Source organism: Synechococcus sp. EJ6-Ellesmere (assembly GCF_024345875.1).
Classification (GTDB): Bacteria; Cyanobacteriota; Cyanobacteriia; order PCC-6307; family Cyanobiaceae; genus Regnicoccus_A; species Regnicoccus_A antarcticus.
Genome location: NZ_JAGQBY010000027.1, coordinates 1 through 25345, shown reverse-complemented (window position 1 = coordinate 25345; position 25345 = coordinate 1). Strand labels below are relative to the sequence as shown.

General features: G+C 66.1%; 22 protein-coding genes, 1 tRNA gene and 1 pseudogene. 12 read left to right on the top strand and 12 right to left on the bottom strand.

Going from position 1 to position 25345, the window contains the following annotated elements:
- On the bottom strand, window positions 1-780 hold a 780-nt coding region (locus KBY78_RS04705; protein ID WP_255142617.1), incomplete at its 3' end, for a serine hydrolase.
- 17 nt (window positions 781-797) lie between these two features.
- On the opposite strand from KBY78_RS04705, the gene KBY78_RS04700 reads away from it, so the two are divergent.
- Both KBY78_RS04700 and KBY78_RS04695 read left to right on the top strand, forming a co-directional pair.
- The gene (locus KBY78_RS04700) at window positions 798-1529 is read left to right on the top strand and encodes a C40 family peptidase (RefSeq protein WP_255142616.1); all 732 of its coding nucleotides are present in this window, start codon (window positions 798-800) and stop codon (window positions 1527-1529) included.
- A 43-nt stretch (window positions 1530-1572) separates the two neighbouring features.
- Window positions 1573-2544 (top strand): glycosyltransferase family 2 protein, encoded by a 972-nt coding sequence (locus tag KBY78_RS04695; RefSeq protein ID WP_255142615.1) that lies wholly within the window; start codon window positions 1573-1575, stop codon window positions 2542-2544.
- Here KBY78_RS04695 and KBY78_RS04690 read toward each other — a convergent pair.
- The gene (locus KBY78_RS04690) at window positions 2502-3005 is read right to left on the bottom strand and encodes a HEAT repeat domain-containing protein (protein ID WP_255142614.1); all 504 of its coding nucleotides are present in this window, start codon (window positions 3003-3005) and stop codon (window positions 2502-2504) included. The genes KBY78_RS04695 and KBY78_RS04690 overlap by 43 nt on opposite strands.
- Window positions 3006-3097: 92 nt before the next feature.
- Here KBY78_RS04690 and KBY78_RS04685 point away from each other — a divergent pair, with 92 nt between their 5' ends.
- The 3 genes from KBY78_RS04685 (at window position 3098) to KBY78_RS04675 (ending at window position 7065) form a co-directional block, all read left to right on the top strand.
- Entirely contained in the window at window positions 3098-3214 is a 117-nt protein-coding gene (locus KBY78_RS04685) for a photosystem I reaction center subunit VIII (RefSeq protein WP_037981685.1), read from the top strand.
- Window positions 3215-3261: 47 nt separating this feature from the next.
- On the top strand, window positions 3262-3753 hold the full coding sequence (locus KBY78_RS04680; RefSeq protein WP_255142613.1) for a photosystem I reaction center subunit XI: 492 nt from the start codon (window positions 3262-3264) through the stop codon (window positions 3751-3753).
- A gap of 177 nt (window positions 3754-3930) precedes the next feature.
- On the top strand, window positions 3931-7065 hold the full coding sequence (locus KBY78_RS04675) for an efflux RND transporter permease subunit (protein ID WP_255142612.1): 3135 nt from the start codon (window positions 3931-3933) through the stop codon (window positions 7063-7065).
- A gap of 70 nt (window positions 7066-7135) precedes the next feature.
- On the opposite strand, the pseudogene psaB reads toward KBY78_RS04675, so the two are convergent.
- Both psaB and psaA read right to left on the bottom strand, forming a co-directional pair.
- Window positions 7136-9355, bottom strand: a pseudogene (psaB, locus tag KBY78_RS04670) (photosystem I core protein PsaB).
- A 21-nt stretch (window positions 9356-9376) separates the two neighbouring features.
- Window positions 9377-11680, bottom strand: coding sequence for a photosystem I core protein PsaA (gene psaA, locus KBY78_RS04665; protein WP_006173316.1), 2304 nt, complete (start codon window positions 11678-11680; stop codon window positions 9377-9379).
- A 409-nt stretch (window positions 11681-12089) separates the two neighbouring features.
- Here psaA and KBY78_RS04660 point away from each other — a divergent pair, with 409 nt between their 5' ends.
- Together KBY78_RS04660 and cobJ are read left to right on the top strand one after the other, a co-directional pair.
- Window positions 12090-13478 carry a hypothetical protein gene (locus tag KBY78_RS04660; RefSeq protein ID WP_255142611.1) on the top strand — a complete coding sequence of 463 codons (1389 nt, stop codon included), beginning with the start codon at window positions 12090-12092 and terminating at the stop codon, window positions 13476-13478.
- Window positions 13475-15274 carry a precorrin-3B C(17)-methyltransferase gene (gene cobJ, locus KBY78_RS04655; protein WP_255142610.1) on the top strand — a complete coding sequence of 600 codons (1800 nt, stop codon included), beginning with the start codon at window positions 13475-13477 and terminating at the stop codon, window positions 15272-15274. Before KBY78_RS04660 ends, cobJ begins: the two co-directional genes overlap by 4 nt.
- A gap of 37 nt (window positions 15275-15311) precedes the next feature.
- Here the strand turns inward: cobJ and KBY78_RS04650 are convergent.
- A tRNA-Pro gene (locus KBY78_RS04650) sits at window positions 15312-15385 on the bottom strand.
- 84 nt (window positions 15386-15469) lie between these two features.
- On the opposite strand from KBY78_RS04650, the gene lipA reads away from it, so the two are divergent.
- Entirely contained in the window at window positions 15470-16339 is an 870-nt protein-coding gene (gene lipA, locus KBY78_RS04645) for a lipoyl synthase (RefSeq protein ID WP_255142619.1), read from the top strand.
- A gap of 7 nt (window positions 16340-16346) precedes the next feature.
- Here lipA and KBY78_RS04640 read toward each other — a convergent pair whose 3' ends face one another.
- The 3 genes from KBY78_RS04640 to KBY78_RS04630 are packed head-to-tail and all read right to left on the bottom strand — an operon-like array spanning window position 16347 to window position 18711.
- Entirely contained in the window at window positions 16347-17357 is a 1011-nt protein-coding gene (locus KBY78_RS04640; RefSeq protein WP_255142609.1) for an RluA family pseudouridine synthase, read from the bottom strand.
- The gene (locus KBY78_RS04635) at window positions 17350-18108 is read right to left on the bottom strand and encodes a response regulator transcription factor (RefSeq protein ID WP_255142608.1); all 759 of its coding nucleotides are present in this window, start codon (window positions 18106-18108) and stop codon (window positions 17350-17352) included. The genes KBY78_RS04640 and KBY78_RS04635 overlap by 8 nt, the downstream gene beginning before the upstream one ends.
- 45 nt (window positions 18109-18153) lie before the next feature.
- Entirely contained in the window at window positions 18154-18711 is a 558-nt protein-coding gene (locus tag KBY78_RS04630; RefSeq protein ID WP_255142607.1) for a hypothetical protein, read from the bottom strand.
- A gap of 30 nt (window positions 18712-18741) precedes the next feature.
- On the opposite strand from KBY78_RS04630, the gene KBY78_RS04625 reads away from it, so the two are divergent.
- Window positions 18742-19872, top strand: a complete 1131-nt coding sequence (locus tag KBY78_RS04625) for a cysteine desulfurase family protein (protein WP_255142606.1) — start codon at window positions 18742-18744, stop codon at window positions 19870-19872.
- A gap of 77 nt (window positions 19873-19949) precedes the next feature.
- Here the strand turns inward: KBY78_RS04625 and KBY78_RS04620 are convergent, their stop codons facing one another.
- Window positions 19950-20498 carry a DUF456 family protein gene (locus tag KBY78_RS04620; RefSeq protein ID WP_006173306.1) on the bottom strand — a complete coding sequence of 183 codons (549 nt, stop codon included), beginning with the start codon at window positions 20496-20498 and terminating at the stop codon, window positions 19950-19952.
- Window positions 20498-21397 (bottom strand): 16S rRNA (cytosine(1402)-N(4))-methyltransferase RsmH, encoded by a 900-nt coding sequence (gene rsmH, locus KBY78_RS04615; RefSeq protein ID WP_255142605.1) that lies wholly within the window; start codon window positions 21395-21397, stop codon window positions 20498-20500. Before rsmH ends, KBY78_RS04620 begins: the two co-directional genes overlap by 1 nt.
- Before the next feature lie 46 nt (window positions 21398-21443).
- On the opposite strand from rsmH, the gene KBY78_RS04610 reads away from it, so the two are divergent.
- Together KBY78_RS04610 and KBY78_RS04605 are read left to right on the top strand one after the other, a co-directional pair.
- Window positions 21444-22628, top strand: a complete 1185-nt coding sequence (locus KBY78_RS04610) for an NAD(P)H-quinone oxidoreductase subunit H (protein ID WP_006173304.1) — start codon at window positions 21444-21446, stop codon at window positions 22626-22628.
- A gap of 56 nt (window positions 22629-22684) precedes the next feature.
- Entirely contained in the window at window positions 22685-23065 is a 381-nt protein-coding gene (locus KBY78_RS04605; RefSeq protein ID WP_255142604.1) for a DUF2752 domain-containing protein, read from the top strand.
- 18 nt (window positions 23066-23083) lie between these two features.
- Here KBY78_RS04605 and KBY78_RS04600 read toward each other — a convergent pair whose 3' ends face one another.
- Window positions 23084-24223, bottom strand: coding sequence for a cyclopropane-fatty-acyl-phospholipid synthase family protein (locus KBY78_RS04600; RefSeq protein ID WP_255142603.1), 1140 nt, complete (start codon window positions 24221-24223; stop codon window positions 23084-23086).
- Between the two features lie 315 nt (window positions 24224-24538).
- On the opposite strand from KBY78_RS04600, the gene KBY78_RS04595 reads away from it, so the two are divergent.
- Complete coding sequence (locus tag KBY78_RS04595; RefSeq protein WP_255142618.1) at window positions 24539-25039, top strand: thioesterase family protein; 501 nt, start codon at window positions 24539-24541, stop codon at window positions 25037-25039.
- On the opposite strand, the gene KBY78_RS04590 is transcribed toward KBY78_RS04595, so the two are convergent.
- On the bottom strand, window positions 25036-25257 hold the full coding sequence (locus tag KBY78_RS04590) for a hypothetical protein (RefSeq protein ID WP_255142602.1): 222 nt from the start codon (window positions 25255-25257) through the stop codon (window positions 25036-25038). The two genes, KBY78_RS04595 and KBY78_RS04590, sit on opposite strands and share 4 nt — an antisense overlap.
- Between the last annotated feature and the right edge of the window lie 88 nt (window positions 25258-25345).

Genomic DNA, 25345 nt, shown 5'->3' with positions numbered 1-25345 from the left:
CATCCAGCCGGCCTTGCTCCACAGCCGGGCAGCGGCGGGCAGGCCGCCTCCGATGAAACCATCCACCTGGTTCTCCGGATCAGCCGCCCGCAGCCCGGGATCGAGGGAGCGGCTCAGGAGCTCCCGCATCCGGGCGCAGGCGGGGGGAGACACCAGGCTCCCAGCCATGATCATGTGCAGCAGCCGGGCGGTGGCGTCGGTGCTGAGCCGGTTGCGGTTCTCCAGGGCCGGTCCGTAGAACTGCCGCTCCCGTCCGTAGGGACCATCCCCCCAGGTTTTCTGGCAGACGTTGCAGCCATCGAACTCGCTCCAGCCCAGGGCTGCGTACCACTGGTTCACCAGTTGGCGGCCCTCGATCCAGGCCCGCAGCGCCCGCTCCGGCAGATCGGGGCCGCTGGTGGTGCCCGTGAGCCAATCCACCAGAACGGCGGTGGCGTCATTGCTGGAGTCGCGGATCATGTCCGCCATGGCCCGGCGCAGCTCGGCGCCGTCTTCGAGCAACTGGCGCTGGAGCCAGGCTTCGGTGGCCGCCAGATAGAAGAGCTTGACCACGCTGGCCGGATAGCGGGCCTTGGAGCCGGCCCAGGCGGCCCCCACCACTGGCTCCAGCCAGGGCCTCGACGACTCGCTGGCCTCAGCCGCGCCGATGAGGCTGCTCGAATAGCGCAGCCAGGTGATCGAGACCTGGGACGCGAGACCGGGGCGGCCCTGGAGCTCCAGGGCCTGGAGGTGGCCCTCGAGGATCGCTCCCATCGCCGCATCGGGGCTGTAGAACGCCATCGCTACCGTCGGCTGCCATGGAGAGCGTAGGAACCGGGGTGAACGCCGATGGGCTGAAGGCGGGCCGCTGCTGGCGGCTGATCGCCGACATCGATGGCCACGTCCGCTCCACTGGCCCGGGGCTGGCCACCCAGGCCCGCTGCGGCCGCACGCTGCAGCTGCTCGGCCAGGTTGAGGGAACCCGGCTGCGGGCCCGCCTCCTGGAGGATGGCTACCCCTGCTGGCTCGAGATCAGCGACCTGCTGGAGCGGGCCATCCCCGCCCCGCCCAGCCGGCCCCGCCCCCTGGGGCCAAGCCACATCAACGCCCGCCTGCCCGACGTGCTGGCCTTCTCCGAGCAGGCCCGGCAACAGCCCAACCATTACCTCTGGGGCGGCACCCTCGGCCCCGACTTCGACTGCTCGGGCTTCGTGCAGAGCGCCTTCGCCAGCGCCGGAATCTGGATCCCCCGAGACGCCTACCAGCAGGAACGCTTCTGTCAGCCCGTGGCCGTCCGGCCAGGAGTTTTCGCCCTGCTGCGGCCGGGGGATCTGATCTTCTTCGGCCGCCCCCAGCGCTGCAGCCATGTGGGGCTCTACCTGGGCGGCGGGCACTACCTGCACAGCTCCGGCAAGGAGCATGGCCGCGATGGCCTCGGCATCGACCAGCTCAGCCCCGAGTGCGACCATCCCGTGTCGTGCCACTACCGCCGCGAACTGCGCGGAGCCGGGCGGGTGCTGCGCTGCCATGACGGCACCACCCTGCCCTGAGCCTGGGCTCCCGTAGGTTGCACTCCGATGCAGCCCCGCCGTCATGACCGCGTCGCACGGCCCCGAGCTCTCGGTCGTGATTCCCCTGTTCAACGAGGAGGAAAGCATCGGCCCACTGGTGGAGCAGGTGCTCGCCAGCCTCAGGCCCCTGGGCCGCCGCTTCGAGCTGGTCCTGGTCGATGACGGCTCCAGCGACGGGACCGCGGCCCGGCTGGAGGAACTCGCCGCAGCGACCCCTGAACTGGTGGCGGTGCTGCTGCGGCGCAACTACGGCCAGACCGCGGCGATGGCCGCCGGCTTCGATGCCAGCCACGGGGCCGTGATCGTCACCCTCGATGGCGACCTGCAGAACGATCCAGCTGACATCCCCCTGCTGCTGGACCGGCTTGAGCAGGGCTACGACCTGGTGAGCGGCTGGCGTCACCAGCGCCAGGATGCGGCGCTGAAGCGCCTGCTCCCCTCCAAGATCGCCAACCGCCTGATCGCCCGGGTCACGGGGGTGCGCCTGCACGACTACGGCTGCTCCCTCAAGGCCTACCGCCGGGAAGTGGTGGCGGACATGAACCTCTACGGCGAGCTGCACCGTTTCCTGCCTGCGCTGGCCTTCATCGAGGGGGCGCGCATCACCGAGGTGAAGGTGAATCACCACGCCCGCCGCTTCGGCGAGAGCAAGTACGGCATCGATCGCACCTTCCGGGTGCTGATGGATCTGCTCACGGTCTGGTTCATGAAGCGCTTCCTCACCCGGCCGATGCATGTGTTCGGCTTCGGAGGGCTGGCCTGCCTGGCGATCGGCCTGGTGCTGGGGCTGGTGCTGCTCAGCGAGAAGATCTTCCTCAACGCCGATGTGGGGGCCCGTCCCCTGCTGATGGTGGCGGTGCTGGCGATCGTGGCGGGCATCCAGCTGTTCTGCTTCGGGCTGCTGGCGGAGCTGCAGATGCGTACGTATCACGAAAGCCAGGGCCGCCCGATCTACCGGGTGCGGGCCACGTTGCGGGGCAGCCTGGCGGGCTGAGCAGCTGCCGCCGCCGCCGTTCGCCCCCGGAACGCCGAGATCCCTTCGGCGGCCAGGGCCGCCACGCGTGGGTCGGGATCGAAGCGAGCCCTCTTCAGCAGGGGCAGACTGGCCCGATCGCCCCAGGCCAGGCAGGCGGCCACGGCCGCCAGACGCTCGCCAGCGCTGCCCGTTGCAGCGGTGCGAAGTTCGGCGAGGACCTGCCGCCGCCGGCGTGGATCCAGGCGCGCGCCGGACTCAGGGCCGGGCCGCCAGGCGAAGGCGGGGGCCGCCAGGGCCGGAACTGCCGAGGGGACGGCTGGGACGGCTGGGGCGGCTGGTTGAACGAGCCGCTCGAGCTGGGCCCGGTTAACGGCGGCGACGGCACTGCCGTCATCGCCGGATGACAGGGGATTTCTGCGGCGCCGCAGCAGCCAGAACACCAGCAGGAGGGCCGCGGCGGCGGGAATGGCCTGCTGCATCGGATTGAACTTTTATGTCGCAACAGCAGGCCGACAAGGCCTGCCCTGCAGTGATCTTTACAGTACCGGCGGTTGCTGTATTGGCCCTCGCCATGACTGGAGAATTCGCCGCCGCCTGGCTGCCATCGTTGTTAGTCCCCGTGGTGGGGATCCTCGGCCCTGCCGTGGCCATGGCCCTGCTGTTCAACGTGATCGAAGCGACCGACTGAGCGCCTCGCCCGTTCTTCTGCCTTTCGTTCCCACCACGAGCCCGCCCATGACCGTGCATCCCGTGGCCGACCCCACCGTCGGCAATCTCGCCACCCCCATTAACAGCAGCTACTTCACCAAGGCGTTCCTGAACGCTCTGCCCGCCTACCGACCGGCGCTGTCCCCCAACCGCCGAGGACTTGAAGTGGGAATGCCCCACGGGTTCTTCCTCTACGGGCCCTTCGCCCTCCCCGGCCCCCTGCGGCCCACGGAATACGCCACCACCGCAGGCCTGCTGGCCACGATCGGCCTAGTGACAATTCTCACGATCTGCCTGTCGATCTACGGCACCGCCGGCACTGGCCCCAACGTGCAGCCCCCCGACGCAACGATCGACAACCCGCCCGCTGATCTGTTCACCAAGGCCGGCTGGGCAGAATTCGCCAGCGGTTTCTGGCTTGGTGGCTGCGGTGGCGCCGCCTTCGCCTGGTTCCTGGCCAGCACGGCTCTGGTTTCCCCTCTGGTCGACCTTGTGGGTGGCGGCTGGAGCGGTGGCTGAATCGCAGCCCAGAACGGTCTGATCTCACAACCCGGCAAGCACACCCTCTGGGTTGGCACTGGCCCCGCTTCAGCGGGGCTTTTTCATGGCCGCAGCCCCTGATGATCGCTCCAGGGGGGCCCAGCTCCATTGGCAAAGCCGGCAGACTCCTCGGGCGTGTCCCGAGCAGACGTCTCGATGTCGGTCTCCGATCCTTTCCTGCGCCGGCCGGTGCTCACCCTGGTGGTGAGCCTGCTGATCGTGATGGCAGGCCTGCTCAGCCTGCCGGGCCTGCAGGTGGAAAACCTGCCCCCGATCGCGCCGGTGCGGGTGAACGTGCGCGCCACCTATCCAGGGGGCGGAGCCCTGGCAGTAGAGCAGGGGGTCACCACTCCACTGGAGCGGCAGCTGAACGGGCTGGATCGGCTGGAGAGCATCCGCTCCACCAGTTCCGCCAACGGCAGCTCGATCACCCTCACCTTTGAGGGGGGCAATCCCGAGCTCAACCAGATCAATGCCCAGAACGAAGCCGTTCTGGTGAACCGCCGGCTGCCACCCGAGGTGGCCCGCCTTGGCGTGCAGGTGCGCCGCAGCTCCGACGACCTGCTGATGGTGATCAGCTTCAGCACCCCGAAGGGGATGTACAGCGACGCCTTCCTCAGCGGCTGGCTCGACCAGCGCCTCAGAGATGAGCTGCAGCGGGTGCCCGGGGTCGGCAACGTGGCCGTCGCCGGCGGCAGTGAACTGGCGTTCCGCGTCTGGCTGGATCCGGTGGCCCTGGAGCAACGCAGCCTCACCATCACCGACATCGAGGACGCGCTGGAGGAACAGAACGTCCTCGCCGCCCTGGGCCAGGTGGGCGACGCCCCCAGCCCAGCCGGTCAGGAGATCACCCTGCCCCTGGAGATGGAGGGGCGGCTGCGCACCTCTGGCGAACTGGAGAGCCTGGTGGTGAGCCGGGCCAGTAATGGCGGAGTGGTGCAGCTCAAGGACGTGGGGCGGGTCGAGCTCGATGAGGAGAGTTTCGAGAGCACCGCCATGAACCTGGCCGGACAACCCACCCTGGCTGTGCTGAGCTTCCAGCGTGACGGCAGCAACGCTCTGGAGGTGAGCAATGCCGTTAACGCTGCGCTGAGCCGGCTGGAGCCCGACTTCCCGCTGGGTGTGGAGCTGCAGCGCATCGTCGATGTGGCCGACAGTGTGCGCGAGAGCATCCAGCTCACCTGGGGCAGCCTGCGCGATGCCGTGCTGCTGGTGCTGCTGGTGCTGTTGCTGGCGCTTGGCAACAGCCGCCTGGCAGCCATCACTGCGGTGGCCGTGCCCGTGGCTCTGGTGGGCAGCTTCACGATCCTGCGCCTGACAGACAGCTCGATCAACACCCTCAGCCTGTTCGGCATGGTGCTGGCCACGGGCCTGGTGGTGGATGACGCCATCGTGGTCAGCGAAGACATCGGCCGCCGGCTCGAGCTGGGGGAACCACCCTGGCGGGCTGCCCATAACGCCATGCAGGAGCTGGGCAGTGCCGTGATCGCCACCTCCCTGGTGCTGGTGGTGGTGTTCCTGCCGGTTCTGGCTATGCCCGGCAGCGTGGGCCGGCTTTACCAGCCAATCGCGATCACGATCAGCGCCACGATCCTGTTCTCCACCATCAATGCCCTCACCTTCACGCCGGTGGCCTCCAGCTGGCTGCTGCAGCACGGCTGGAAGGAACCGCACTGGCTGCGGAGGCTGCTGGATCGGCCCCAGCGCTGGATCCATCGGCTCGGGGATCAGTATGGCCAGGCACTGGATCGCAGTTTTCGCTGGCGGCGGCGCATCCTGCTGGGGTTGCTGGGCGGCCTGATCCTGGCGGGCTGGGGCCTGGGGCAACTGCCCACTGCCTTCATTCCCCAGGAAGACGACAGTCAGATCCGCGGAGTGGTGGTGCTGCCTGGCGGAGCTTCGATCCAGCGCACCGAAGCGGTGATGGAGCAGGTGCGGGAGCTGGTGACCAGCGAGCCCCTGGTACGGGTGGGCAACTTCTACTCCGGCCGCTCCTTCGGCGACAGTGCCCCGAACCGGGGAATCTTCTTTCTGCGCTTGCAGCCCCTGCGCGAGCGCGGCTCCCGGGCCGAGGACAGCAGCGAAGCGGTGGCCGAGCGGCTCTCGAAACGGCTGCGCAGCACCATCAGCGACGCCACAGTGCTGGTAAGCGTTCCACCGGTGGTGAGGGGCTTCAGCAGTGAGGGGGGACTGGAGCTGGAGCTGCTGGATCTCAGCGGCGGGCGACTCAGCCTGAGCGAATTCGAGCAAGCCACCCGCGAATTCATCGCCGCCGCCAACGCCACGGGCGACTTCGAGCGGGTGGGAACACGCTTCAGTGCCGATTCCCCGCAACTGCGCCTGGAGCCCGACCGACTGCGCATGGCGTCGCTGGACGTGGACCTCGACACGGTGGTGAACACCATTGGTGCCAGCTTCGGCAGCAGCTATGTCAACGACACCTTCGAAGGCGAGCGGGTCAGGCGGGTGATCCTGCAACTGGATGGAGCGTTCCGGCGCACGGCCGAGGACGTGCTCGCCCTTGAGGTACGCAGTCGAGCAGGAAACCTGGTTCCCCTGCGTGAGCTGGTGTCGCTGCAGCAGGACAGCGGCCCGACAGTGATCAACCACAGCCGGCTGGCCCGCTCGATCACCGTGCAGGCCCTGCCAAAACCAGGACTGAGTACGGGTCAGGCGATCCAGAAGCTGGAGGCTGTGAAACAGGAGCTGGCCAATCCCGTGATCGCCCTGGAGTGGGTGGGACTGGCCAAGGAGGAGCGCCAGGCGGGAGGGCGCACCTGGCAACTGTTCGCCCTGGGAATGGCGGTGGTGTTCCTGGTGCTGGCCGGTCTCTATGAGAGCTTTCTCGACCCACTGGTCATCCTGATCACGGTGCCCCTGGCCCTGCTCGGCGCCCTGCTCGGCCTGGCTGGCCGAGGGCTCTTCCTGGATATCTACGCCCAGGTGGGCATGCTCGTTCTGGTGAGCCTGGCCGCCAAGAACGGCATCCTCATCGTTGAATTCGCCAACCAGCGCCTGAAGGAAGGCCAGGGCCTGCGCGAAGCGGTGGAAGAGGCCGCCATCAGCCGCCTTCGCCCGATTCTGCTCACGGCCCTCTCCTCCCTCGCCGGATTCCTGCCCCTGTTGCTGGCCACCGGCGCTGGTGCCGCCAGCCGAATCAGCATCGGCACGGTGGTGTTCTTCGGGCTGCTGGTGTCCACCGGCCTGACGTTGTTCGTGGTGCCGGTGGTGTACCTGGAGATGAAACTGCTGGAAGGACGCCACTGGTGGCCCCGGAACAAGGAGTCATGAAAAAACCCCCGGAGAATCTCCGGGGGTTGATTGTTGGAGGTGCGTCCCTCGGGGTAGCTGATCGCAGGGATCAGCCGAACTTGCCTGAGGTGGAAGCGATCAGGAAAGCACCGTAGGTGAGGATGTAGCCCACGGTCAAGTGAGTCAGACCGACCACACGGGCCTGCACGATCGACAGGGCCACTGGCTTGTCACGCCAGCCAACCAGGTTGGCAAGTGGGGTGCGCTGGTGAGCCTAGACGATGGTTTCAATCAGCTCCTGCCAGTAACCGCGCCAGGAGATGAGGAACATGAAACCGGTGGCCCACACCAGGTGACCGAACAGGAACATCCAGGCCCAGACGGCCAGGTTGTTCGAGCCGAACGGGTTGTAACCGTTGATCAGCTGGGAGCTGTTCAGCCAGAGGTAGTCACGGAACCAGCCCATCAGATAGGTGCTGGATTCGTTGAACTGAGCCACGTTGCCCTGCCAGATGGCGAGGTGCTTCCAGTGCCAGTAGAAGGTGACCCAACCCACGGTGTTCAGAGCCCAGAAGACCGACAGGTAGAAGGCGTCCCAGGCTGAGATGTCGCAGGTGCCGCCACGGCCGGGGCCGTCGCAGGGGAAGGAGTAGCCGAAGTCCTTTTTGTCGGGCATCAGCTTGGAACCCCGGGCATCCAGGGCACCTTTCACCAGGATCAAGGTGGTGGTGTGCAGTCCAAGGGCGATGGCGTGGTGGACCAGGAAGTCCCCGGGGCCGATCTGCAGGAACACATCCGTGCTGCCGTTGATGGCATCCAACCAGAAGTGATCACCAGGAATGTTGGCCGAAGCCAGGCTGGCGGCACTGGCCGGGTTGGAGAGCAGCACGTCAAAGCCGTAGATGGCTTTGCCGCTCGCGGCCTGCACGAACTGGGCGAAGACGGGCTCCACCAGAATCTGCTTCTCGGGGGTACCGAAGGCCACGACCACATCGTTGTGGACGTAGAGACCAAGGGTGTGGAAACCAAGGAACAGGGAGACCCAGCTCAGGTGGCTGATGATCGCTTCTTTGTGCTCGAGCATCCGAGCCAGGACGTTGTCCTTGTTGGCTTCGGGGTCGTAGTCACGGATGAAGAAGATCGCACCGTGGGCGAAGGCACCGCACATCAGGAAGATGGCGATGTACTGGTGGTGGGTGTACAGAGCAGCCTGTGTCGTGTAGTCCTTGGCGATGAACGCATAGGACGGCAAGGCGTACATGTGTTGCGCCACCAGACTCGTGATCACCCCCAGGCTGGCCAGGGCCAGACCCAGTTGGAAGTGCAGGGAGTTGTTGATCGTGTCGTAGAGACCCTTGTGACCTGCACCGAGTGCACCTCCGAAAGGAGTTCCCTTCGGGGGGTTGTGAGCCTCGAGAATCTCCTTGATCGAGTGACCGATCCCGAAGTTGGTGCGGTACATGTGGCCGGCGATCACGAAGATGCAGCCAATCGCCAGGTGGTGGTGGGCGATGTCAGTCAGCCAGAGCGCCTCGGTCTGGGGGTGGAAACCGCCCAGGAAGGTGAGGATCGCAGTACCGGAACCCTCCGAGGTGCCGAACACCTGATTGAGAGTGTCGGGATTCTCGGCGTAAACGCCCCAGTTGCCGGTGAAGAACGGAGCCAGACCGGCGGGGTGAGGCAGCACATTGAGGAAGTTGTCCCAACCAACATGCTGACCGCGGGCTTCAGGGATAGCCACATGAACCAGGTGACCGGTCCAGGCGATGGAGCTGAAGCCGAAGAGAACGGCGAGGTGGTGGTTGAGGCGGGATTCAGCATTCTTGCACCAGGCCAGGGCAGGCCGGAACTTGGGCTGAAGGTGGAGCCAACCGGCAAAGAGTGCCCAGGCTGACAGGATCATCATGAAGATGGAACCCTGATACAGCTCGGCGTTGGTCTTCATGCCGATGGTGTACCACCAGTGGTACAGACCGGAATACGCAATGTTGACGGGGGAGGTGGCTCCCGCCTGGGTGAAGGCGGTGATGGCCCCCTGGCCAAAGTGCGGATCCCAGATCGCGTGAGCGATGGGACGGACGTGCAGTGGATCGGCGACCCACTGCTCGAAGTTGCCCTGCCAGGCGATATGGAACAGGTTGCCCGAAACCCAGAGGCCGATGATCGCCAGATGACCGAAATGGGTGGAGAAGAGCTTTTGGTAAAGCTTCTCCTCCGTCATTCCGTCATGGCTCTCGAAGTCGTGAGCCGTGGCGATGCCGTACCAAATACGGCGGGTTGTCGGGTCCTGTGCCAGACCCTGGCTGAACGAAGGAAATTTCGTTGCCATTGGGAAAGGTCAGGTGTGAGGTCAGCCGACCGCAATGAGTCGGGAGAGGAAGAAGGCCCAGGTGGTAGCGATACCGCCCAGGAGATAGTGGGCAACGCCAACGGCGCGACCCTGGACGATGCTCAGCGCACGGGGCTGGATCGCCGGAGCCACCCTCAGCTTGTTGTGAGCCCAGACGATGGACTCGATCAGCTCCTGCCAGTAGCCGCGGCCACTGAAGAGGAACATCAGGCTGAAGGCCCAGACGAAGTGGGCGCCGAGGAACATCAGGCCATAGGCACTGGAGGACGAGCCGTAGCTGTTGATCACCTGTGCGGCCTGTGCCCAGAGGAAATCACGCAGCCAGCCATTGATGGTGATGGCGCTCTGCGCGAAGTTCCCATTCGTGATGTGCTGGACGCTGCCGTCCGCATTCACGGTTCCCCAGACATCGCTCTGCATCTTCCAGCTGAAGTGGAAGATCACGATGGACAGGGAGTTGTACATCCAGAAGAGGCCGAGGAACACGTGGTCCCAAGCCGAAACCTGGCAGGTACCGCCACGGCCGGGGCCGTCGCAGGGGAAGCGGAAGCCCAGGTTCGCCTTGTCGGGAACAAGCCTGGAACTGCGGCTGTAGAGGACACCCTTCAGCAGGATCAGCACGGTGACGTGGATCGTGAAGGCGTGGATGTGGTGGACCATGAAGTCGGCCGTTCCCAGGGGGATCGGACCGGCAGCCACCTTGCCGCCGACGGCGACGACGGCACCGTTGAACACTTCGCTCACTCCGGCCAGCGCATTGGGTGCGGTGGAACCGGCGGCGGCGGCATGCAGACCCTGGATCCATTGAGCGAAGACAGGCTTCAGCTGAATCGTGGTGTCGCTGAACATGTCCTGGGGACGTCCCAGGGCACGCATGGTGTCGTTGTGGATGTACAGGCCGAAGCTATGGAAGCCGAGGAAGATGCACACCCAGTTGAGGTGGCTGATCAGGGCATCACGGGCTTTGAGCACGCGATCCAGCACATTGTCCACATGCTGGGCGGGGTCGTAATCGCGGATGAGCGCGATGGCCGCGTGGGCACCGGCGCCAACGATGATGAAACCGCCGATCCACATGTGGTGGGTGAAGATCGACACCTGCGTTGGGTAGTCGATACCGATGTAGGGATAGGGCGGCATCGCATACATGTGATGCGCCACGATGATGCTCAGCGAACCGAGCAGTGCCAGGTTCACGGCCAACTGGGCATGCCAGGAGGTGGTCATGAACTCGAACAGGCCATCGTGACCCTTCGGAGCCGGGAACAGCAGGGGATCACCCTTCTGGCCTTCCAGGATCTCCTTGATGCTGTGACCAATACCCCAGTTGGTGCGGTACTGGTGGCCGGCGACGATGAACAGCACCGCGATCGCCAGATGGTGGTGGGCGATGTCGGTCATCCAGAGGCTGCCGGTGACAGGATTCAGCCCACCCTTGAAGGTGAGGAAATCGCTGTAGGCGGCCCAGTTGCCGGTGAAGAAGGCGGAGAGACCCGCACCGAATCCTGGGTAGAGCTGGGTCAGCAGATCCAGGTTCAGGAATTCGTGGGGCAGGGGAATGTCCGCCACCGAGGCGATGGTCTTGCCGTCGAGCACCAGCGGCTTGCCGGCGTCGATGGCATCCATCAACTGGGTGGTGGGCAGGGACACGTGCAGCAGGTGCCCGGTCCAGGACAGGGAGCCCAGGCCCAGCAGGCCAGCCAGGTGGTGGTTGAGCATGGACTCAACGTTCTGGAACCACTCGAGCTTGGGAGCTGCCTTGTGATAGTGGAAGACGCCGGCATTCAGCATCAGGCCAGCCATCACCAGGGCACCGATGGCGGTGCAGAGCAGCTGGAACTCACTGGTGAAGCCCCAGGCTCTCCATACATGGAAGAGGCCTGAGGTGATCTGGATGCCGTGGAAGCCGGCACCCACATCGGCGTTGAGGATTTCCTGGCCGAAAATGGGCCAGACCACCTGGGCACTTGGTTTGACGTGCAGGGGGTCGGCCAGCCAGCCGGTGTAGTTGGAGAAGCGGGCACCGTGGTAGAAGGCGCCGCTCAGCCAGATGAAGATGACGGCCAGATGGCCGAAGTGAGCGCTGAAGATCTTCCGGGAGACCTCTTCGAGATCGCTCGTGTGGCTGTCGAAGTCGTGAGCGTTGGCGTGGAGGTTCCAAACCCAGGTGGTGGTTTTGGGACCTTTGGCGAGGGTGCGATCGAAATGCCCGGGCTTGCCGAACAGCTCGAAGGTGGCCGGGTTGTTCACCTGGTCGACCTGGGCCTTCGCCGTTTTCCCACGCTCTGGTGGGCTAATGGTCATCGAGACGTTCCTCGAGGGACGGAGTCGAGGTGGAGGTCCACCCCTCCGGACCGGGCCGAAAGGCCAGGCCGGTGGGCCTCACGGTTCCGTGGATCGAGATCCTTGGAACCATGGGCACCAGTGCGGAGTGGCTTCGGAAAAGACCGAAAGCCGCTGCCAGCACTGGAGCTGGGGCCCCGATGAGGGGACCGCTGGCGGAAGTATAAGGGCGAGTTTCAAGCCCCTTGGGGGGTAAGTAACAAAGGTTCAATCCGGCGCCACCCCTGTCTGGAACAGGGCTCTGACCCAAGCTCCCTATCACTCATCGGTGGCGCGATGCTGCGCTTTCTTTATCCAATTCCCGGCGGATTTGGGGATACATTCGGCATCATTTTTTACGGATCCGAGGCACGCTGGGCAAACTGTCCCCATGGTCCCCGGCACCAGGGCCGAGGACCGACATCGATCAGGAGCGATGCGCATGCTGGCGGCGGGGCTTCGAGGCCTGGGGGCAGTACTGCTCTGCCTGGTCGTGCTGCTGAGCGGGGGCTGGAGCCTGCGGCCCAGGCCCCAGGAGCCGCTGGTCACGAACAACAGTCCGGCCACGTCCGGACGACTGCGGGAAGTGTCCCCACCCAAGGGCAGCCAGGCCTTGCGCCTGCGCCTGGCGGAGCATCAGCCCCGTCTGCGGATCCTGGCTCCAGCCGACGACACCGTGCTCCCTCTGGCCCCCTGGTCGCTGGAGCTGGCCCTTGAAGACTGGCCATTGGCCGATGCCGGCTCCCAGGGTCTTGGCGCCCACCTGGTGGTGCAGCTCGATGACCAGGAGCCCCTGCGCCTCGGTCCCGACGTCGCCAAGGCGCCCCTTACTAAGGACAGCCGGCTGAGCCTGACGATGGCGCCACTCAGCCCGGGCAGTCACCGCCTCACCGTCTATGCGGCCCGGCCCTGGGGTGAAGCGGTGAAGGATCCAGGCGCCGCCGTGCAGATCCGCCTCCATGGCCTGGCCGCCAACCCCCTCAGCCAGCCTCGGCGGGGGACCCCCCAGCTGGTGAGCAGCACCCCCAGCGATCTGATCCATCACGAACCCGTGCTGATCGACTGGCTGCTGATTGACGCGCCTCTGCAGCGCCTCGACGGGGAAGGCTCGCACTGGAGGCTGCGGGTCACTCTCAATGGCGACAGTTTCCAGGTGGACCGGCAGGAGCCGCTCTGGCTCTCCGGTCTGCGCTCCGGCAGCAACCCCCTGCAGCTGGAGCTGCTCGACGGGCTGGGGGAACCGCTGAATCCACCCTTCAACAGCCTGGTTCAGAACCTGGAGATGCGTCCTGAAGCTCCCCGTCCCTGGCAGACGGCATCCATCCCCGCCGAGGATCTGGAGCGTCTGCTGGGCGGGCGGCCGAGCGAGCCTGCCCCTGAGCCCACCCTGGTGCCGGAACCCAGAACGGAGCCGGACCTTCAGGGGGAGGGGATGGCCACCGAGAGCGACGAAGCCGCCAGGCCATTGGGAGCCGTCAGCGCGCAGCTACCGCTTGAGGAAGCAGCAACGGTGCCAGAGGCAGCAGAAGACGACAGCTCCCAGGAGCCAAAGCCAGTCCCGCTGGAGTCGGTGGAGCCTGTGGATGCCCCTGATTCACCAGAGCCGCTGGCTGCGCCCGAATCCGCAGAACCGCCGGCCTCCGCCGAGACACCCCTGAGTTCAACCCCTCAGGGTGAGCCCTCCGAGGAGCCCTCCGAGGAGCTGGTGGCCGAGCCTGTGGTGGTTCCTGAAGCGGAGGCATCGGCACTGGAGCGGCTGCGTGCCAGGTTCGGGGGATGAGTGATTCCATCTGTTGGGGACTGGCCCTGAGCAGGGCCGGTGCCCCCGTGCTCGAGCGCCTGGATCAGGGCGGGCTGCTGAAGGCCAGGGCGGAACCTGGAGCCGGGGCCGCTGAGCTGCTCAGCCGTCACTGGGGTGACGCGTCGGCCTTCGTGGTGGTGGGGGCCTGCGGAGCGGTGACACGGCTGGTGGCCCCGCTGCTCCAGGGCAAGGAGCACGACCCGGCGGTGGTGGTGGTGGATCCCCAGGGGCGCTTCGCCATCCCCCTGCTGGGGGGGCATGGGGCTGGGGCCGAGCAGCTCAGCCTGCGGGTGGCCGCTCTGCTGGGGGGCGAAGCGGTGCTCACTGGCGCCAGCAGTGGTGGCGGCAGCCTGGCCCTCGACAGCTTCGGGCTGGCCTGGGGCTGGCGGAAAGGCCTGGGCGACTGGACTGCCCTGATGAAAGCCGCGGCCCGGGGCAAGCGGATCGCCGTGCAGCAGGAGAGCGGCTGTCCCGACTGGAAGGGCCTGCAAGCCGCCGCAACCCTGCTTCAGCCGCAGGCAGAACCGGCCAAGGAACCGCCCCCCGCCGAGAGCCCTCCGCTGCAGCTGGTGATCAGCCCAAGCCGGGGTCCCGGCTGCCGCTGGCATCCCCCCAGCCTCTGGCTGGGCCTCGGCTGCGAGCGCGACACCAGCCTCAGCCTGTTGGAGCGACTGCTGGAGCAGGCCCTTGATGGCACCCAGCTGGCACCGGAAGCTGTCGCCGGGCTGGCAAGCATCGACCGCAAAGGCGATGAGCCGGCCCTGCTGGAGCTGGCCCGCAGTCATCAGTGGCCACTGCGGCTGTTCAGTGCCGAGGACCTGGCGGCGGTGCCGGTGCCCAGCCCATCACAGGCGGTGCTCAGGGAAATGGGAACCGCCAGCGTGGCGGAAGCGGCCGCTCTGCTGGCGTCATCCCCCCAGCCGGAGCTGCTGCTGGAGAAGCGCATCGAGCGGGCCCGGCCAGGGGAGCGCGGAGCCGCCACCCTGGCGGTGGCCCAGGCGACAGGGCAGTGGGCCCCGCAGCGGGGGCGGCTCCATCTGGTGGGCAGCGGCCCGGGCCAACTGGATCTGCTCACCCCAGACGCTCGCCTCGCCCTGGCCGAGAGCACGGTCTGGGTGGGCTACAGCCTTTACCTGGATCTGCTGGAGCCCCTGCGGCGACCTGACCAGCTGCGCCGCGACGGAAGGCTGACCGAAGAGCGGGACCGCTGCCGGCTGGCGCTGGAGCTGGCCGACGCCGGGTTGAGCGTGGCCCTGGTGTCGTCGGGTGACAGCGGCATCTACGGCATGGCCGGGCTGGCCCTGGAGCTCTGGCTGGAGCGGGCGCCGGCCGAGAGGCCCGCGTTCACCGTGCATCCCGGCCTCTCGGCCCTGCAGGTGGCCGCGGCGAGGGCCGGGGCGCCACTGATGCACGATTTCTGCACCATCAGCCTGAGCGACCGGCTCACCCCCTGGCCAACGATCGAGAAACGGCTGCAGGCCGCCGCCAGCGGGGATTTCGTGGTGGCGCTCTACAACCCCCGCTCGCTGGGTCGCGACTGGCAGCTGGGCCGGGCCCGCGAGCTTCTGCTGGAAGGGCGCAGTACCGAAACCCCTGTGGTGCTGGCACGCCAGCTGGGCCGGGCTGAGGAGAGCGTGCAGCTGCACAGCCTCGGAGACCTGCCCCTGGATCAGGTGGACATGGTCAGTCTTGTCCTGGTGGGCAACAGCACCTCCCGCCGACAGGACGGGGTGATGGTGACCCCCCGCGGCTACCCCGGGGCCGAACTGAGCTGAATCGCTCCGGGCAGCCATCGCCCCCGGAGCTCAGCGATCGGGATGACAGGATTCGAACCTGCGGCCCCTTCGTCCCGAACGAAGTGCGCTACCAAGCTGCGCCACATCCCGCCGAAGGCAGTTTACGGGATCGCCCCCAGGAGGGGTTTCTAGACTTCTTGCCTCAGGATTCCGGCAGTGATGGCCCCCGACGCCCTGCTCAAGCCCGACTGGTTGCGTGTCAAGGCCCCCCAGCGGGAGCGGATCGGTGCGGTGGCCGACCTGCTGGTGGACCTGAAGCTCAACACCGTCTGCCAGGAGGCCAGCTGCCCGAACATCGGTGAGTGCTTCGCCGGCGGCACGGCCACCTTTCTGATCATGGGACCCGGCTGCACCCGAGCCTGCCCCTACTGCGACATCGACTTCGACAAGAGCGTGAGGGCCCTCGATCCCAGCGAACCGGAGCGGCTGGGAGAAGCGGTGGCCCGCATGGGTCTCTCCCATGTGGTGATCACCTCGGTGAACCGTGACGACCTCGACGACGGAGGCGCCAGCCAGTTCGTGGCCTGCATCGCCGAGGTGCGCCGCCGCTCACCCGGCACCACCATCGAGTTGCTGATCCCCGATTTCTGCGGCAACTGGCAGGCCCTGGCCGCCGTGATGGAAGGAGCTCCCGAGGTGTTGAACCACAACATCGAGACCGTGCCGCGGCTCTACCGGCAGGTGCGTCCCCAAGGGATTTACGGCCGCTCGCTGGAGTTGCTGCAGCGGGTTCGCCAGGGCTGGCCCCGCACCTACACCAAATCAGGGCTCATGGTGGGGCTGGGGGAAACCGACGCTGAGGTGGTGGCGGTGCTGGGGGACCTGCGGGCCCACCAGGTCGACATTGTGACCATCGGCCAATACCTCTCGCCAGGGCCGAAGCACCTGGCGGTGCAGCGTTTCGTGACCCCCGGGCAGTTCGACGGCTTCAGGGCTACCGGTGAACGGGAGCTGGGCTTCCTGCAGGTGGTGAGCAGCCCCCTCACCCGCAGCAGCTACCACGCCGGTGAGGTGCAGCGACTGATGCGCCAACACCCCCGCTGAAGGGTGATCAGCTGAGCTCCGGGGGCACCGGGGCCTCCAGATCGAGCCAGCCCCCGGCCGGAAGCGGCAGGCGCAGGCGGTGGGCATGCAGCAGGTAGCCTCCATCACCCGGCAGGGCGCCGGGCCGGGGCTCCCCGCCCGGTCGATAGAGGGGGTCGCCCAGCAGGGGAACCCCCGCGCTGGCCAGATGGATGCGGATCTGGTGAGGCCGGCCCGTGTGGATGGTCACCTCCACCAGGTGTCCCTGAGAGCGGCGCTCCAGCAGAAGCATCTCGCTCCAGGCGGGCAAGGCTCCAGGGTCATCGGGGCCGGCAGCAGCAGCCCAGATCTGACCAAGCCCGGCATGGGGTCGCCGGCCGATCGGGGTGGTGATCGCCAGGCTCTCCCCCAGGGCCAGCCGTAGCGGGGCCGGCACGGTCAGGGCCCGGTACACCTTGCGGCAGGCGCCAGCCCTGGTGGCGGCAAAGCGGGCCTCGGACCCGGGCTGGTTGAGGAGCTGGGCGGTGCTCTCTCGAAGCCTGGCGCTCAGCCAGGCTCGGCTCTGGGGCCGGCGGGCACAGACCAGCAGCCCAGACGTGTGGCGCCCGAGCCGGTGCACAGGCCTCGGCAGCGCCTGAGCCGCGCAGGAGCGCTCCAGCAGACGCAGCAGGGTGTGCTCCAGAAAGCCCCCGGCCGGAAGAACGGGCAGGCCGCTGGGTTTGTCGATCACATAGAGATCCCCGTCGTCGTGGATCACCCGCCAGCGCGCCGGCACCGCCTCCTCCCGCCAGGGGGGACGCTGCCACTGGAGCCGGTCGCCGGCGTGGAGTGGCCCATCGCCATCGAGCCGGCGGCCATTCAGCAGGATTTCGCCCTCCTGAAGGCGCTGCCTCCAGAGGGGGGCCGCGGAATGGCGGTAGCGCTCAGCCAGAAACACGCTGATCAGAACCGGAACCTGGGCCTGGCTCACCCGGTCGCTGTAGGTCCAGCCCTGGTTGAGCTGGGCCGGCAACCAGCCCGGCGGCTGCGGCTCAGTCAACCAGGCCGTTCTCGAGGGCGTAGCGCACCAGTTCGGTGCGACTGGTGGTGCCGGTCTTGGTGAACAGGCGGCTCACGTACTTCTCGACATTGCGGATCGAGGTCTCAAGGCGGCGGGCGATCTCCTTGTTCATGAGTCCTTCGGCCACCAACTGGAGCACGCTCGCCTCCCGGGGAGTGAAGGAATGGGTGGCCGGGGTGGCGCACTTGTGGGATCCCGTCTGCTGCAGCAGGGAGCGGATCTCGGTGATCTGCCGCGCCATCTGGCCGATGTCGGCATCGGCGTAGCGGGCTGCCTCGGCCAGCAGCCGCTCCTGCCGGCGCACCACGTTGCGCACCCGCGCCACCAGCTCATCGGGATCGAAGGGCTTGGGGATGTAGTCGTCGACCCCGGCCTGGAAGCCCTCGATCCTGTCGGCCGTCATCCCCTTCGCAGTGAGGAAGATCACCGGAGTCCCCCCCAGCCGCTCGTCGCCCCTCAGGCGCTTGAGCAGGCCATAGCCATCCAGACGCGGCATCATCACGTCGCTGATCACCAGGTCGGGGATCAGCTCCTGGGCCGCGGTCCAACCCTCCTCGCCGTCGTTGGCGGTGGTGACATCGAAGCCTTCATCCTCCAGATAGGCCTGCACGGCCGTGCGCAGACCGGGCTCGTCATCGACCAGCAGCAGACGGGCCGGGGCCGGTGGGCTGATCGGCTCCTCGGCGCTGGTCTCCTCTTCCGGCCTGCTGGCGGACTCGTTCTGGTTCATGAACCGGCTGGCGTTGGCAGGAATCTATCCAGGCCTGCGCAGCGCTCAGAGGTTGGCGGCGGGCACCACCTGCTCCCGCTCCACCCGGTTGCCGCTGTAGCCCAGCTCACGGGCCAGGCTGCGCAGGCTGTTGGGGTCCTTGCCGGCCTGCTCGGGGAAACAGGTGGCCCACCAGACCAGATGGTCGACCCTGTTGGCATTCGTGACCACCCCACCGGGATTGAGTTCCCGCAGGATCAGGCTGCGGCCATCGTTGGTGACCCTCAGCGGCGCCGAGGGTGAGCACTGGACCGTCTCGGAGCGCACCTTGACGTCGTTGGGCAGCTCCTCCCACACCTTGATCCGCCAGACCTGCGGCTGGACGGGATCGGCCGTGATGCCGAAGACCCCCAGGGCCTGCTTGCCATTGGCGATGTCCCGCTCCAGCAACAGGGCCATCCCGGCGGGACGATTCTGATCCGGGCGCACAAAAACGCTCTGGGCCAGGGCGGCAGGGCTCCAGGCGAGGGAGATCAGGGCACCTGCCAGAGCCAGCGGGCACCATCGCCGACATCGCGGGGGGGAAGCCATGGGCAGGATCGAGAGGCCGGGAGTTGTCAGCATGGATCGGTTTCGTGGGGATGGGAAGCCGGGATGACCATCCCCTATCTGGACCACCAGGCCACCACCCCCTGTGATCCAGACGTTGTGGCGGCGATGGCGCCCTACTGGAGCGAGCTGTTTGCCAACCCCTCCAGCCGCTCCCATCGCTTGGGCCTGGAGGCGGCAGCGGCGGTGGATCTGGCCCGCAGCAGCCTGGCCCTGCCGCTGGGCGTGGCCCCGGAGCAGGTGGTGTTCACCAGTGGCGCCACGGAGGCCAACAACCTGGCGATCAAGGGGCTGGTGGAAGCCCGCCGCCAGCGGGGCCGTCACCTGATCACCCTGGCCACGGAGCACCGGGCGGTGCTTGAGCCCCTGCGCTACCTGGCAGGCCACGGCTACTCGCTCACCGTGCTGCCGGTTCAGCGTGATGGCCTGGTGGACCTGAACCGATTCAGCGAGGCCCTGCGCGACGACACGCTGCTGGTGAGCGTGATGGCCGCCAACAACGAGATCGGGGTGCTGCAACCCCTCGCCGCGATCGGGACGCTCTGCCGCGAACGGGGCATCGCCCTGCACAGCGATGGAGCCCAGATCTTCGGGAACCGCCCCTTCAGTCCAGGCGAGCTGGGCCTCGACCTGTTCAGCCTCAGCGGGCACAAGATCTACGGCCCCAAGGGCATCGGTGCCCTGGTGCTCGCTGAGGGGATGATTCTGGCCCCCCAGCAGCACGGCGGTGGCCAGGAAGGGGGCCTGCGGGGCGGAACACTGCCGGTTCCTCTGATCGTGGGGCTGCAGCGAGCGGCGGAGCTGGCCAGCCACGACTGGAAGGAGCGGCAACAACGCCTGGGCGGGCTGCGGGATCGCCTGCTGGCGGGTCTGCTGGAGCTGGGAGGGGTGCGGGTGAACGGCAGCCTCGAGCACCGTCTCGCCCACAACCTCAACGTTCATCTGGAGGGGGTGGATGGCACCCAGCTGCACCGGTCCCTGCGGAGGCAGCTGGCGGTGAGCGGAGGCTCGGCCTGCAGCAGCGGCAGCCCCTCACACGTGCTGGCGGCCCTGGGGCTGACCCCAGCCGAAGCGGCGGCCTCGATCCGGTTCGGGCTCGGACGCTCCACCACCACTTCGGAGATCGACCAGGCCGTTGAGGCAGTGGCAGGAGCGCTGCAAAAGCTGCGGCGCTGACCGGAAAGCCTTCCTTGCCAGGGCCACCAACGGGCTGCCGGGAGCCCCGGGCGCGAGCCTGCTGCGGTCGCACGGAGTCAACCCGGCAGCAGCAGCCTGCTGAGCAGCACAAACCCCGCCACGCCGGCCAGGGCCAGCAGGAACTGGGCCACCCGGCTCACGAGCATCCCTGTGACCACGGCCAGCCCCACCAGCAGGGAACGGCGCAGCCGCAGCAGGCCCAGGGGGCCGAGCGAGGTGGGGGCTGTGAGCAGTTCCCCCAGCGAGGCCCCCAGCAAAGGGCCGAGCAGGGCTCCCAGCAGTGGTCCCCCCACCGGCAGCGCTGGTAACAGCCCCAGCAGACCCACCAGCAAGCCCAGGCCGGCCCCCACATAGGCCCAGCGGGTGGCCTGAAGCCTGGCCGCCCCGAGGGTCACGCCGAGCAGATCCGCTCCCCAGCCCAGCAGCAGGATCAGAGCAGCCAGAAGGAACTCCGGCCAGGTGCCGGCCCAGCCCTCGGCCCAGACCCAGACCGCCGCCCCCAGGGGCAGGAAGATCAGCCCGGGCAGGATGGGCAGCAGCGTGCCGGGGATGGCCATCAGCTGGATGCTGAACGCGATCCACCAGAACAGGTCACTGCGATCCATCAGCGCTCCCCCAGCGAGAGGTTCGCTGAACGCCTCCGGGCCAGCCTGAATTTCGCTGAACGGCTGCGGGGATTGCGCTCCGCCTCCTGCTCATCGGCCACCACGGGCTTGCGGGTCAGCCGCTCGAGGCGGTCATCGGCGAGGAACGCCGCCTTCACCCGCCGGTCTTCAAGTGAGTGGAAGCTGATCACGCCGAAGAGGCCTCCCTGCATCAGCCAGTCGGCGGCGTTGTGAAGCAGGCGCTCGAGAGCCCCGAGTTCGTCGTTCACAGCGATGCGCAGGGCCTGGAAGGTGCGGGTGGCGGCATGGATGCGGCCATGGCGGGCCTTGGGGGGATAGCAGCCGGCCACGAGGTAGGCCAGGGCGGCCGTGCCCCGACCCGAGCCCTGCCAGGGACGGGCTTCGACGATACGGCGGGCGATCCGCCGCGACAGCCTCTCCTCGCCATAGGCATAGATGAGATCGGCCAGCTCCTTCTCCTCCAGCCGGTCCATCAGCTCAGCGGCCGTCTCACCCTCAGCGCTGTTCATGCGCATGTCGAGGGGACCATCGAAGCGGAAGCTGAACCCCCGCTCGGGCCGGTCCAGCTGGGGGCTGCTCACCCCGAGATCGGCCAGCACCCCCACCAGGGGCTCGCTGGGGGCATAGTTCGCGAAGTTGCTGGGCACCAGGGTGACCCGATCAGCAAAGGGTTCCAAGCGCTCAGCGGCCGCCGCCAGGGCCGCTGGATCTTGATCCAGGCCGATCAGGCGCAAGCCCGGATGAGCCGCCAGCAACAGGGCGCTGTGACCACCGCCGCCCACGGTGACATCCAGCAACGTGCCCTCGCCCGGGAGGTCGGTAAAGCCGGCTACCACGGCAGCGGCCAGAACCGGCAGGTGATCGAACGTCTTCGGCATGGTTCCTTCCTAAGATCCGCACGTTCGCCTTCGAGTCCACGGGCCCATGACGCAACTGGAAACGCGTACGGAGCCGATGGTGGTCAACTTCGGGCCGCACCACCCCTCCATGCACGGGGTGTTGCGGCTCGTGGTGACTCTCGACGGGGAGGACGTGGTGGATTGCGAGCCGGTGATCGGCTACCTGCACCGCGGCATGGAGAAGATCGCCGAGAACCGTACGAACGTGATGTTCGTGCCCTACGTGAGCCGCTGGGACTACGCGGCCGGCATGTTCAACGAGGCGATCACGGTCAACGCTCCCGAGAAGCTGGCCAGCATCCAGGTGCCGAAACGCGCCAGCTACATCCGCGTGCTGATGCTGGAGCTGAACCGCATCGCCAACCATCTGCTCTGGCTTGGCCCATTCCTTGCTGATGTGGGCGCCCAGACCCCATTTTTCTACATCTTCCGCGAGCGGGAGATGATCTACGACCTCTGGGAAGCAGCCACCGGCCAGCGGCTGATCAACAACAACTATTTCCGCATTGGCGGTGTCGCCGCCGACCTCCCCTACGGCTGGCTGGAGAAATGCCTCGACTTCTGCGATTACTTCGGCCCGAAGATCGATGAATACGAGAAGCTGATCACCAACAATCCGATCTTCAAGCGCCGCATCGAGGGCCTGGGGGTGATCAGTCGCGAGATGGCGATCAACTGGAGTCTTTCGGGTCCGATGCTGCGCGCCTCAGGCGTGCCCTGGGATCTACGCAAGGTTGACAAGTACGAGTGCTACGACGATTTCGAGTGGGACGTGGCCTGGGAGAAGGAGGGCGACTGCTACGCCCGCTATCGGGTGCGGATTGAGGAGATGCGCCAGTCGCTGAAGATCCTGCGCCAGGCCTGCACAGCCATTCCCGGAGGCCCCACCGAAAACCTGGAGGCCCAGAGAATGAACGAGGGCAAGAAGAGCTCCTGGTACGACTTCGACTACCAGTACGTGGCCAAGAAGGTGGCACCCACCTTCAAGATCCCCGGCGGTGAGCTTTACGCCCGGGTGGAATCGGGCAAGGGAGAACTGGGTGTGTTCATCATGGGCAATGATGATGTCACCCCCTGGCGCTGGAAGATTCGGGCTGCCGATTTCAACAATCTGCAGATCCTGCCCCACATCCTCACCGGGGCCAAGGTGGCCGACATCATGGCGATCCTGGGCTCGATCGACGTGATCATGGGCTCGGTGGACCGCTGAGCGCAGACGGCAGTCGGCGGCTGAGACCAGGCCGGCGAAGCCGCTGGCTCGATCAGTTGCGCCGGTGCGGCATCGCTGGACCTGCGTTGCTCACCGGCTACCTCTGGCTGAAGGGCTGGTATCCGGCCCTGCCTGGATTCAGCTGTCCACTGAGGGCACTCACGGGCCTTCCATGCCCCACCTGCTTCCTGACCCGCGCCACGGCCGCGGCCCTGAATGGCCGGTTCGCAGAGTCGGTGGACCTGCACGCCTTCGGGCCGATCGCCGCTGCCGCCCTGCTGGCATGGTCGGCGCAGGCCCTCTGGACCCGGCAGCTGGTTCCCCAGGGATTGAAGGACACCCATCTGGCCCTGGTGACACTGCTGCTTCTGCTCTACTGGGCTGGGCGGATGGGCCTCACCTATGGAATCGGCATTACCGCCTTCCCAGACACCTGAAACCGACCCCAGCAGGGTTCAGGCATGGGTCAACAGATACTGGCCGTTGCCATTGAATTCACCATCACAGCTACTGAAGATTGTCCCGAGCAAGAGAAGATAAAAGCGCCATATCCGCCGAAATCTTGCATAGTCCATGCCATAGTCCAATTGGCTGACAGCATCCTGGGAGGCGTCAAATCGATTCAGCCAGGCAGTGAGTGTCTGGTGGTAGTTGGTTCCATTCATGTACCATTTCTGAATGGTTTTCAGGTCACGATCATGGCTGGGAATAGCGTCATGATTCCAGTAGCGCCCATGGGGGAAAATATACTTGTGGGTGAAGCCCGACGACATATTATTGGGAATCCGAACCGTGATGATATGAATCAGTGCCTTCCCGCCGGGCACAAGCAGGCTGGCCAGCTTTCGGAAAGCCCGAGTCAGATTGCCGACATGGCAAAAGACGCCCACGGAGATGATCTTGGTAAACTTTTCGGGCAATTCCACTTCATTGAGGTCACCCTCCATCAGGGTGAATCTTCCCGAGCTCAGCTGGCTGCTCGGATCCTTCATCTTCCCACGCATGTATGCACACTGTTGCCGGCTCAGGTTGACTCCCGTGCAGCGCAGATTGGGGAACTTTGAAAGGATGTAATTGGGAACACAACCCCAGCCACAGCCAAAATCAAGGAGATTGTCTCCATCGACAATGCCCAGACGCTCAATCATCTGGTCAATCATGTGCCGTTGCGATTCTTCCAGATCTTTGGCGCCATGCTCCCAGAATCCAGTGCTGTACTTTGGATAAATTGGCTCCCAATCACCCAGCATTCGGTTCAGCATCTCCTGGGGACGATCATACTGAATTTCCATCAGTTCCCTGGATGACTCCGCAATCCGATCCGATTCCTCCAGCACCCAGTCATAGGGAGCCAACAGTCCAGGGAAGTGGCGAAACAGAATGGGCATGGAGGCGTGGACCATCCCTCGGTAGAGCGAGTCGGGAATTTCCAGACCGTTGATGTAGGCCTCCGCCATGGCCATCTGGGCCTGGTTGAAGGCACCCGCCATCAGACGGGTACTTCTGTACCCCAGGGAGTGACTGGCTTCCCTGGACCGGGACTCGGTCTGAACCGCCGACAGAGTGCCAGCTGGATCAACAATCGAACGTGTCATCTGTGAACATCCAAAAAGCAGGACTGGACTAGCGACCTCTGCCCGGGAAAGCACGAGTTGCGCATCTGAAACTCCTTGCTGCCCCCGCCGCCGCTTACCGTCTGTTCAAAGCATTGCTCTCAAAAACCGCCTTGACCAGCAAGGCAAGAAAACGACATTTTCTGTCATCATCAGCCTGGTCACCAGGCGCGGCGGATACGTGGGATCATCTGTGTGAGCAGGGCATAACGGTAGACCCAAGTTCAAGACAAGCCAAGACTTGAATCGAGCGGCAACACCATGACCAGCGACCTCGTCGGCAGCGGGCCAGCCCCAATCGATCCCTCCCGTTGGTTGCTGCTCCACCGCAGCGTGCGCTTCGGCGATACCGATGCCGCCGGCGTGATGCATTTCCACCAGCTGCTGCGCTGGTGCCATGAGGCCTATGAGGAGAGCCTCGAAGCCTTCGGAATCTCGGCTGCTGCGATCTTTCCCACCCCCAGCTGGACCCCTGAAACCCGTGACAAGAGCGACTCCAGCCAAGCGAAGGTGGCGCTTCCGATCGTGCATTGCCGTGCCGACTTTCTGGCACCGCTGGTGTGCGGCGATCCGCTGGCGATCGCCCTCGCACCACGACGGCTCACGTCAGGAAGTTTCGAGGTGAGTTACAGCTTCGCTTGCCTGGATGGGGCCAGCCGCCCTGTGGCCCGGGGGCTAACCCGGCATGTGGCCATCGACCCCCTCAGCCGCCTTCGCTGCAATCTGCCCTCCGCGATCGAGGGCTGGCTGGAGGCATCCGCCAACGGGGAACCTTCTCCTCCGTCAACCCAGGGTTAGCGGGGGATCGCCCAGAGCAAAGCGGCGAGTTGCAGTGGCAGCAGGCTGGCCACAAGGCTGAGCGGATGAAAGCCATCCTCCACCGCCACCCCCGCCAGGGAGAAGCTCACCGAAGCCGCCAGGGCGATCAGCAGGGTCAGGCCGAGACGTCCGGAGAGCCCGGGTGCGCGCAGATTGAGGGTCCCGGCTTTCAGGGGAGTGGTGCCGCGGGCAGCCATCAGTATCACTCGTTCTTGGCGTCGATGTAGGTGGCCTTGAACTCTTCGGGGGTCTTCGTGAGATAGATGATTCCCTCGATCAGGCCAA